Annotated in this window: 1 protein-coding gene; it reads right to left on the bottom strand. The window is 65.8% G+C overall.

Annotated features, from left to right (window positions below):
- Positions 1 to 257: hypothetical protein (locus ACH13J_RS18540; protein WP_449619233.1), on the bottom strand; the 257-nt coding region annotated here is incomplete at both ends.

A 257-nucleotide genomic window follows, 5' to 3' on the forward strand; every position in this document is an offset into this window, starting at 1 on the left:
GGGCCCAGCACGTTGACATAGGTGTCGGCCGCCTTCTCCAGGCAGCACAAGCCGCAGGCCAGCATGAACATCGAGCCGACGAACGCGGGGAAGCTGGCGGCGTTCGCCGAGGGAATGAACAGGAACGCCCCCACGGCGGTCAGCATCAGCCCGAAGACGATGCCGAACTTGTAGCCCCGCTTCTGCAGCAGCCAGCCCGCCGGCAGGCTGCAGACCAGATAGGCGCCGAAATAGGCCATCTGCAGCCAGGTCGACTG

The organism is Roseovarius salis (assembly GCF_044472985.1).
Taxonomy (GTDB): Bacteria; Pseudomonadota; Alphaproteobacteria; order Rhodobacterales; family Rhodobacteraceae; genus Roseovarius; species Roseovarius salis.